We start from the raw sequence: 9,294 nt of genomic DNA on the forward strand, positions 1-9,294 counted from the left end.
TTTCATTTCGTCATTTTTTTTAAATCATTTCTCAATAATAGGTAATTATAACACTGATCGGCCGGATAACATGATTTTATTTTTATCAAGGAGTGGAAATACTATGCTTGACCAAAAACGAAATACCCATCCGAACGATCCCCATATGGATGGCGAAGCGGAAACACCTGTCAATGACCCCGCCGGAAGCAATCAGGTCGGCCTCTTCAACGAAAACAAACCAAGGAAGCCATTTGCTGTGCAGTCGCTGGAAATGGACGAGGACATGAAAAAATTCTCAAAGTTTGTGGATGGAAAATAGGAGGAATCCATATGAGCAAATCAAAACACGAAGAAGAACGGCAGTGGAAAGTCAGAAAAGAGTCGCAAAATCCGCATGGAAAAATAAAATCTTTGGAAGAAATTGCGGATGAAATTTTTGCAGAATGGAAAGCAAAAAAGTAAAGGATGAAGAAACAATTGAAGCGAACCGCATGATGGGTTCGCTTCACATAAAAAAAAAACGTACGCGCCTTTCTTCAGTTACCGATCACCGGAAGTACTCTTACTTCTTTTTTCATTTCGGCGTGGCATAACGGGCATTCCGGATGCTCCCCAAATGAAAAGTCTTCCCGCATAAAACCATTACATTTCTCATTCGTACACGCCCATACTGTCGTTTCCACTTCAGGCACAGGCTCCTTCTGGTTATTAAAATATGCCATCATAAAAGACTCCCTTCTTATGTATAGTATAACACACTTTAACACAAAAAAGGGATTCGGCCCCTGAGACGTTTTGTGCATATCTTATTTTATGCAAAAGTGGGGGAAAACATACCAATCGTTGAAGCAAATGTACTGCAGGTTCTCGAACTGCCGGATTATACAATGAAAGACGAGCAGAAACCATGCCGTTAAAAACTGAATTCGCAGTTCATAAACATTTGCTTTATACCCGGGCGGTGTTTTTCACCCGGGTACAAAAGAATAGAGGGAGATTGATGGATTCAATTCTCCCCCGTTCACTTAATCTTTGTCGTTATAGCCAGCCGGATGGTTTTGGTGCCAGTTCCATGCATCTTTAATGATTTGGTTGATGTCTGTTTTTTGCGGATTCCAGCCCAGTACCCGTTTTGCTTTATCAGAGGAGGCAATCAGCACGCTCGGGTCTCCGGCACGGCGGTCGCCGATTTTGACGTTAAAGCCCTTGCCGGTCACTTTCCGGACGGTATCAACAATTTCTTTAACGGAAAATCCCTGGCTTGAGCCGAGGTTAAAGACATCGCTTGCGCCGCCGTTTTGCAAATATTTGAGTGCAAGAATATGGGCTGCAATCAAATCTTCCACATGAATGTAGTCACGGACACATGTGCCGTCTTTTGTATCATAATCTTCACCGAAAATGGTAATTGCCTCACGTTTGCCGAGTACCGTTTCCAGAACTACCGGTATGAGATGTGTTTCCGGGTGGTGGTCTTCGCCGATTTCACCGGTCGATCTTGCCCCTGCAACATTGAAGTAGCGGAGTGCTACATGTTTGATACCGTATGCCTTTTCGCACCATTTCATCATTTTTTCCATTGTCAGTTTCGTCTCGCCATAGGTATTGGTCGGAGCAGTCGGCATGCTTTCCGTAATCGGTACGCTTTCCGGCTCCCCGTATGTGGCGGCGGTTGAAGAAAATACGATGTGCGGCACATGGTATTCTTTCATCATTTCAAGCACAATCTGTGTACCGTAGACATTATTGTCAAAGTATTTCAGCGGTTTTTCCATTGATTCGCCGACAAGTGAATTGGCTGCAAAATGGATAATCGCATCAATTTTTTCCTTTCCGAACACGTCCCGCATAAAGGCACGGTCTCGGATATCGCCTTCATAAAATTTCGCCTGCGGATGGATCGCGCCGCGGTGGCCTGTTTGCAGATTATCGATCACAACCACATCATATTTCTGGTCAATCAGTTGGTATACTGCGTGCGAGCCGATATAACCCGCACCGCCTAGTACTAAAATGCTCATGGGTTCTCCTCCAATATGTTTGTTTGCGCCCGTACTCGTTGCGGAAGTACCTTAAAGCCGCGACCTTTCCGAATACACCAGTTTGCTTAACGGGCGCGAAACACTCGTTTCTTTACTCCAAAAAGCAGGAAAGCCCTGGCTGTCCCGATTCGAACAATTTGATGTGCGCCTATATTGGCACTTGCTTTACCTGTTTTATCCTATTCTATTGTCTATGATTTTTCGCTTTTTTTCAATCAAATTACAGAATGCTTGTTAAAAACTCAAACTCTCGCGGCCAGCTGCATCATGGTTACATCATCCATCGGCGGATTGTGCAATCCCGCACGCACATCACGATAATAACGCTGCAGCGGGCTTTTTTGCGAAAGGCTGCGGGCGCCGGCTATCCTCATGGCCAGATCCACGATTTCAATGGCCTGGTTGGTAATGGTTAGTTTTACAGCGCCCAGTTCAGGCCCCATTTCACTTCTTTCCGCTTCACCGGCTTCATCCCACATCCTGGCCACGGAGTAAAGAAAATGCCGCGACTGCATGAGCTTCAGTTCCATCTCACCAAACTTTTGGCGGATCGCAGGCAGTTCAGCAATAGGATGGTTTAAACTGTTCGGGATATAGTTTTTTGCAAAATGGGCCGCTTCCCTTTTGGCCGCTTCTGCAATGCCCAAGTAGCAGGCCGGAACATGCAGCAGATAGCCGGCCGGTTTCTTCTTTTTCGTTTGGACCTCCGCCAGGCCTGCAAGCGGAATCTTGACATGTTCAAGTACCACGTCATGGCTGCCGGTAGCCTTTAAAGCAATACTGTCCCAGGTTTCCACGACGGATAAGCCTTCAGAATTTCCCGGCACGATAAAACTCCCCACTTCACCTGTCTCTTCTATTGTTGCGGTAATGATAAAGAAATCAAGCACCGGCGACATCGTAGCAAACGTTTTCCGGCCGTTCAGCACCCAGCAGGCATCTTTCTTAACGGCTGTCGTGGTCGGTTTCCCACCGCGTGTCGGGCTCCCGGTTTGGGCTTCGGTCGCACATGTATTCAGGAGCGCCCCCTGTTCCATGACTGCTTTTGCCACCTCTTCAAACAGCGATGGTTCCCACGGCTGCGTTTCGGACACATGCATCATCAGCCCCATGTGCCAGCCAATCGCCAGCGCGGTTGACCCGTCCCCGGTTGCGATGGTTTCCTGCAAACGTACCAATTCGCATAGCGGAATTTCTCCGCCCCCAAATGCTTTCGGCACAGTAAGCCTGGTGTACCCGGCTTTCTTTAACTCTTCTATATTTTCAAAAGGAAAGCGCCCTGCTTCATCGTTCGCCGCTGCCCTTTCGTGAAAACGTTCGGCAAGTTTTCCAACGGCTTCGATTCTTTCTTGAATCGTGCGCATGCCCAATAGATCCATTTCGCATCCTCCTATTTGAGACATTTACTTTTATTTTAAACTTTCTTATGATTTCTGGCGAGCGGCGGACCAATCTTTTCTTGCAAAATTCATCATTTATTCTTGTTTTAAATTTCATTCTGCCAATTTTGGATTTTATCTTGCCCTTTTCCCGCTTCATCTGCCCCAGATCTAGTTAATGCGCTATCCCCAAAATTTATCCTGCCAATCCCGTTGTTTCCCGCCGGCTGCTTAGAATCAATAATTTTTCATTTTACCCCTTGTAATTCTTATTTTATTATAATATAATATAGATTGTCTTGATGCTGACATGCTGGTGTAGCACAGTTGGTAGTGCACTTCACTCGTAATGAAGGGGTCGGAGGTTCGAGTCCTCTCACCAGCATCATCTTCATATGACTGGATGAGTTTCTCCACTGGAGAGGCTTATTTTTAAAAAGGATGGAGAAGTACCCAAGCGGCTCAAGGGGACGCACTCGAAATGCGTTAGGGCGGGTGACCGTCGCGTGGGTTCAAATCCCACCTTCTCCGCCATACATATATCAATACGTTCATGAGCTGTAGACATAAAAAAGCCGGGGATCCCCCGGCTTTTTTGCTGCCTGCTTATTCATGAACAGGGGATGCCGTTGTCCCAATCCCCGTAGACAGGATTTGGAAATACGATAAATTTTCTTCCAAATTCAGCATGGAACCGGACCGTATCCTGGTTGCGCGCTTCCATTTCCTTGTTGTCGAATTTCTTTTCGAAGTCCGTTAAATTATCGCCAAAAAGCGCAATGATTTCATGGTTTCGTTCCACGGACAGGCGGCGTTCTTCTTTACTGGCAGTGTCCTTACGCAGTAAAACATGTGAAGCTGTTGCCTGCGGGATGCCTTCTTTCCGCAAATTTTTTAAGGTGGCATCAAGATAAGTTTCGCTTCTATTCGAGATATAATAGATGTCTATTCCCTTAGCGTCAGCATATTTCAGAAATTCCAGCGCACCCGGGAGCGTCCCGGCTTCCGCCTTTTTCACCCACTGGCCCCAGCCATCACCGAAAGAAATGCCTTTTTGAGCCATATAAGATAAGTAAGGCCCGTTATCAAGCACGGTCTCATCCAGGTCGAGCACAATTGCCCGTTTCTTTTTCACTTTTTCCCGTAAGCTTTGGTCAACCGCCATCTTCCCAAGGGCGTATCCCTGATAATAAAGTGCCTTTGCCTCACCGGAAGTCCGGTACCAGGCAATCCCCATTTTTGACTGTTCTGCTTTCATTTTCGCTGAACAGCCGGTGGTAACGGTGTTTGACACTGCCATTTCCTGATGGTTCAGGGAGCGGGCAGCAGAACATCCTCCCGCCCCTAACACCAAAGCACAAGCCGCCAGTAAAGCCGCAAACTTTTTCATACGCATGTTCCAACCCTTCCTTTGTCCCTGAAGATGATGCAGTTAGTATGATAATAACTGGAAACTTTATGTATGAAAACAACAAAAAAGGCAAGGGCCGAATTTTGATCTTCAAGCCCTGCCCTTTTTAGATATGCTTCATCCGTTCCGGCAAAGTTTGGATCGATTCAATTACGGCATCTAATTTAACCTCTATCCGGTATAATAAATAGATGGTAATGGCAATCGGAAAACCTACCTCACTGATCAGCGTCATGATCTCCTGCACAATTGGATTCTCCTCTCCGGTTTAAAGAGGGCGCTTCCCCAGCTTAAGGGGAAACGCCTTGGCTGTTAGGCAAGCGTATAGGCTGTGATATTTTGCTCAATCAGGCGGGCGCCCTTAATGGATGTTAATGGCATCCCGGCTGAACTGACGAGTACCTGGGCGGCCAGCATCTGTGTCATGGCTTCCTTTACTTTGGCAGTGTCGACCGGTTCAACCGGTTCATCAATGGCCACGTGGACGGTCTTTTGATCTTCGGACAGAAATTGCAGTTCAAGTGTTTTCATCCATCATTACCTCCTCATTAGCTTAAAATATCGTTGCTGTCATTTCTTTGGACGCTAACCAGCACCTTTTGCTGCAACCCTGCATAGGCTTGCGCAAATTGCTGGATTCCGTCCGGCGTAGCCTGAAGGGAAACATTGTTAAACGTTTTTGTTTTTGATACAGGCTTTCCCTTTTCATCCACACCGTTATCAAAGACCAGTGCAATTTTCGTATCTTTTAAATTTAACTGTGCCATTCCGTTCACCTCCTTCCACCCTTTATATCACGATCAAGTTTGAAAAAAGGCACGGTTATTTTGCAAATCAGTGCCGCAGACTTTTTTTTCATGCACAAAGCGCTGCCCCGTCTTAAAGGAAAATCCTCTAAAACAAAGCAGCGCCGTTGTTTTTAAGCATATACGAAAAAAGCAGTGCCCCCATCGCTTTCGGGATACACTGCCTTCTTTTAACTGAACAAACTGCTGATCGCGGAAAAGATGCGCTCGAAAAAGTCTGACACACTTTGCCAGAATCCTTTATCATTTGCCACCTCATTTAATTTATCGCTCAGTTTGCCGGAGAGGTTGCTGAGCTCACTTTTCACAGAATCGAAGTTTATGTTGAGCTGGCGCATTTGGTCAAACAAATCATAAAGCAGCTGTCTGTCAGCGTCGCTCAACTGGATGTTGAGTGCATTCAGTTTATCGTCAACAATCTTTTCAATATCCGCTTTGGTTGCCGGGTGCTGGCTGGCAATTTCCTGTTTAATTTCAGTCAGGAGCTGTGTAACCTTGTCATTGCTGAGTCCTTCCTTGTTTGCTAATTCTGTTGCCACATTCAATTCCTGGCTGGCCACTTTTGTCCGGTCGGAATCAAGTTTACTGCCGGAACTGCTGCTGTCATCATAAGCCTTATAGATACCAACCAGTGCGGAATGCCCGCTTACCTTTACCGGGGAGGCGACTTCAATCTCAGCATTTTCAACGCCCGCTGTCAGCAGCGCATTTTTATACATATCTTCTGTTACCTCGGTAATATTTTCCGGTGTTACGATATTTACCTGAATGCCGCCCGAATCGCTTCTCGTAATTTTAGCAGACGAGTACATGTGCGAATTACGGTTTTCCCCTTGAATATAGTGGACAAGATCATCACCCGTGACCGTTATTTCTTCCACCTGGCTCGTATCTTCAACGCCAAGATCCTTTCTCACTTCAGCCTTTTGGGCGTCTGAAAGTGTTTCACCAAGTACAACAATCGGCAGGCCGTATTTTTCATTTATGCCTGTATCATGATTTCCGGCAGCCTTCGTTAAACCGCTCATTCCAAATCCAAAAACAAGGGCAGCCATAAAAACAATCAAGCTAATACGTTTGAACATCATTTTTTCTCCTCCGGGTTGAAATCTGTTCTGTGCCTTCGCAACATCGAACGAAAACATGCTGCGCGCCGTGAAAGTTTTGAAAACTACATTCCAAATTATACCGCATTTTTTCCGATTATTCACTTGTGAAGAAGTCATACTGCTTTTAGGCAACGCTTTCAAAATGATGAATTATATACTACAATAAAGTTAATGATGTCACAAACAGGAAAGGTGTTCGCTCATGGGTATTCAAAATCAATCATTCCCTTGTTTGCGCAGGATTCACACCATGTATGCTGAGTTTAGCGAAAAAGAGCGGAAAATTGCGGATTATATTCTCAGCAACCCGCAAGCATTGGTCCACAGCACGATTAACCAGGTAGCCGATGATTTGCTGGTTGCAGATGCAACGGTTTTCCGTTTTTGCAAGCGGATTGGGTTTAGCGGGTTCCAGGCCATGAAAATTGCATTGGCATCTGAAGCGGCCCGCCCCGAAGCAGCGGTAACCGATGTGATCCAGGATACGGACAGTGAAAAAGCAGTCGCAACGAAAGTGTTTGAGTCTACTATTCAAACATTGCAAGATACCATCCATACTTTTAACCAAAAACATATTCATGACGCTGTCCGCTTTATTTGTGAAGCAAACCGCGTTGTTTTTTACGGCTGCGGGGGGTCATCCGCTATCGCCCTTGATGCGCATGAAAAATTCCTGCAGACGGATATTGCCACGGTGGCCTATACGGAACCCCATCTGCAATGCCTAAGTGCTGCAAAACTGACCAGCCATGATGTAGCAGTTATTATTTCCCATTCAGGTTCAGATCAGAATGTGCTGAACCTGCTGCAGGCTGTTCAGGGAAAAGGCGCCAAAACCATTGTAATTACGCAGTTTTCTAAATCTCCGCTTAGCCAAAAAGCAGATGTGCCGTTGTTTACCGTTTCACAAAATACCGACTATCGCTCTGCTGCTGTTTCCTCACGCATTGTAGAGATGAGTATCATTGATGCCCTCTATGTCAATATTCTGCTGAAAACAAAGGACGGGAATGATGCAATCTTACAAAAGAAAAAAGAAACGAACACGGTTAGATCCGGTACTCCATCCTAAAAGGAACATCCGTACTTTCAGGATGGAGCTTGTCCTATTGTCTGCTATATAAGGTAAACTTGGAGTCCAAAACATTTTTTTGAAGTTCCGCCATCATTTGGACGACGGCCGGATCCGGAGCGACAATCGCTTTCGCTTCTTGATTGACCTTTGTAAAAACCGGTTTCGCCTCTGACTTTGCATGGGCTACTTTCCATTTGCCGCCCTTTTTTTCAAGCGTCATTTCCACGACACCAAGATGGCTGCCCCATTTTCCGGGCATAACGGCCGGCACCCCATTTATCGTGCCTTTCCGGATGTCCACACCGCGTACGCCGGCAAATTCCATACTTGGAAAAACCTTGTGCTGATGCCCGAATAAAATCGCGTCAATCCCTTTGAGCTGGCTCAATAAATAAACAGCATCACTTGTGCTGAAGGCTTGCTGGGCGAGCGGGTCGACACCGCAGTGGGCCAGCGCGATAATGATATCGGCACCTTCCGCTTTCATTTCAGGGATAAAGCGGGCCGCCGTCTGCAGGATATCCTTTGCTTTAATTTTGCCTTGCAAAACCGGTTTTTCCCATTCAATCACATGAGGGGTGACAAAACCGATCACGCCGACTTTTAATGGATGGCGGTGTCCATTCCGGTCTTCCACCGTCCGGTTTAATATCACATACGGTTTAAAAAAGTTTTGTTCTTCGACATCAGACTCCCGACGATGATTGTAATAAATATTGGCATTTACGTACGGGAATTCCGCGCCGCGAATGGTTTGCGTTAAAAAGTCAAGGCCGTAGTGAAAATCGTGATTGCCGACTGTGGCCGCATCGTATTTCAGATGGTTCATGACTTTGATAAACGGGTGGATTTCACCTTTTTTCAAGGGGCGGCTGGCTACATAAGCGGCCATCTCATTTCCTTCCAGCAGGTCGCCGTCATCAAACAGCATGGTATTCCTTGCTGTTTTCCTTTCCCTGGCAATGAGCGATGCTGTCAGCGCAAGCCCGTGCCCGCCGGTGTAGGTCCTGGCCATATAATCGTAATTTAACATATACCCGTGCAAATCAGAGGTCTCCAGTAAGCGCAGATCGACCACTGCCTTTTTGGGCTGAAACAAAAACGCGGCCTCCGCTTCTTTTCCTGTACTCAGGCTTGCCGCCAGCAGCAATAACCCCGCAATCCACCGCAGCCCTTTCTGCTTAAAAATAAAAACACCCCCCTTTTTTACCAAATGAATGTATGAATCAAATGCATAAAAAGCAAGATACAGTTTATAAAGTGAACTTAGCACTTTCCGCCTGCTTGGATGTACAAAACCGCCGGATTCACCGGTATGATCATAGTTTGCTCCCCTCCCCACATTTGTATCAGCAATTTTAAAAAACGCATCAATAGCAATCCCTGGCAATAAGAAAAGCGGAGGCGACTGTTCATCGGCGTACGGATTTCGCAGTCTTTGACTGAGATAAAGGAAACACGATGAGCCTGATAAGGCGAATCGATGTTGA

General features: G+C 46.1%; 12 protein-coding genes and 2 tRNA genes. 5 read left to right on the forward strand and 9 right to left on the reverse strand.

What is annotated here, in order from left to right; genetic code table 11:
- The first annotated feature begins 103 nt into the window (after positions 1-103).
- Together C232_RS0114115 and C232_RS20290 are read left to right on the forward strand one after the other, a co-directional pair.
- Positions 104-301 carry a hypothetical protein gene (locus tag C232_RS0114115; protein ID WP_018664802.1) on the forward strand — a complete coding sequence of 66 codons (198 nt, stop codon included), beginning with the start codon at positions 104-106 and terminating at the stop codon, positions 299-301.
- A gap of 11 nt (positions 302-312) precedes the next feature.
- Complete coding sequence (locus C232_RS20290; protein ID WP_018664803.1) at positions 313-444, forward strand: DUF6254 family protein; 132 nt, start codon at positions 313-315, stop codon at positions 442-444.
- Positions 445-518: 74 nt separating this feature from the next.
- On the opposite strand, the gene C232_RS0114125 is transcribed toward C232_RS20290, so the two are convergent.
- From C232_RS0114125 to C232_RS0114135, 3 genes are all read right to left on the reverse strand, one after another.
- Entirely contained in the window at positions 519-707 is a 189-nt protein-coding gene (locus C232_RS0114125; RefSeq protein ID WP_081622778.1) for a cold-shock protein, read from the reverse strand.
- A 300-nt stretch (positions 708-1,007) separates the two neighbouring features.
- Positions 1,008-2,003: a UDP-glucose 4-epimerase GalE gene (gene galE / locus C232_RS0114130; RefSeq protein ID WP_018664805.1), complete on the reverse strand. Its 996-nt coding sequence runs from the start codon at positions 2,001-2,003 to the stop codon at positions 1,008-1,010.
- Between the two features lie 263 nt (positions 2,004-2,266).
- Positions 2,267-3,403, reverse strand: a complete 1,137-nt coding sequence (locus C232_RS0114135) for an acyl-CoA dehydrogenase family protein (protein WP_018664806.1) — start codon at positions 3,401-3,403, stop codon at positions 2,267-2,269.
- Positions 3,404-3,715: 312 nt separating this feature from the next.
- Here C232_RS0114135 and C232_RS0114140 point away from each other — a divergent pair.
- Positions 3,716-3,788, forward strand: a tRNA-Thr gene (locus C232_RS0114140).
- A gap of 58 nt (positions 3,789-3,846) precedes the next feature.
- A tRNA-Ser gene (locus C232_RS0114145) sits at positions 3,847-3,937 on the forward strand.
- Between the two features lie 76 nt (positions 3,938-4,013).
- On the opposite strand, the gene C232_RS0114150 is transcribed toward C232_RS0114145, so the two are convergent.
- The 5 genes from C232_RS0114150 to C232_RS0114170 all read right to left on the reverse strand — a co-directional run bounded on the left by C232_RS0114150 (position 4,014) and on the right by C232_RS0114170 (position 6,705).
- Positions 4,014-4,799, reverse strand: coding sequence for a 5'-nucleotidase, lipoprotein e(P4) family (locus tag C232_RS0114150; protein WP_018664807.1), 786 nt, complete (start codon positions 4,797-4,799; stop codon positions 4,014-4,016).
- A 121-nt stretch (positions 4,800-4,920) separates the two neighbouring features.
- Positions 4,921-5,049 carry a YvrJ family protein gene (locus C232_RS0114155; RefSeq protein ID WP_422723668.1) on the reverse strand — a complete coding sequence of 43 codons (129 nt, stop codon included), beginning with the start codon at positions 5,047-5,049 and terminating at the stop codon, positions 4,921-4,923.
- Between the two features lie 77 nt (positions 5,050-5,126).
- Positions 5,127-5,345, reverse strand: a complete 219-nt coding sequence (locus C232_RS0114160) for a DUF2922 domain-containing protein (RefSeq protein ID WP_018664809.1) — start codon at positions 5,343-5,345, stop codon at positions 5,127-5,129.
- 17 nt (positions 5,346-5,362) lie between these two features.
- The gene (locus C232_RS0114165; protein WP_018664810.1) at positions 5,363-5,581 is read right to left on the reverse strand and encodes a DUF1659 domain-containing protein; all 219 of its coding nucleotides are present in this window, start codon (positions 5,579-5,581) and stop codon (positions 5,363-5,365) included.
- A 209-nt stretch (positions 5,582-5,790) separates the two neighbouring features.
- Positions 5,791-6,705: a DUF1002 domain-containing protein gene (locus tag C232_RS0114170; RefSeq protein ID WP_018664811.1), complete on the reverse strand. Its 915-nt coding sequence runs from the start codon at positions 6,703-6,705 to the stop codon at positions 5,791-5,793.
- Positions 6,706-6,931: 226 nt separating this feature from the next.
- Here C232_RS0114170 and C232_RS0114175 point away from each other — a divergent pair, with 226 nt between their 5' ends.
- The gene (locus tag C232_RS0114175) at positions 6,932-7,801 is read left to right on the forward strand and encodes a MurR/RpiR family transcriptional regulator (protein ID WP_026314615.1); all 870 of its coding nucleotides are present in this window, start codon (positions 6,932-6,934) and stop codon (positions 7,799-7,801) included.
- Positions 7,802-7,835: 34 nt separating this feature from the next.
- Here C232_RS0114175 and C232_RS0114180 read toward each other — a convergent pair.
- The coding region (locus C232_RS0114180; RefSeq protein WP_018664813.1) for a metallophosphoesterase at positions 7,836-9,294 on the reverse strand (1,459 nt) is incomplete at its 5' end.

The sequence above is a fragment of the Heyndrickxia acidiproducens DSM 23148 genome, from assembly GCF_000374345.1.
GTDB lineage: Bacteria > Bacillota > Bacilli > Bacillales > Bacillaceae_C > Weizmannia > Weizmannia acidiproducens.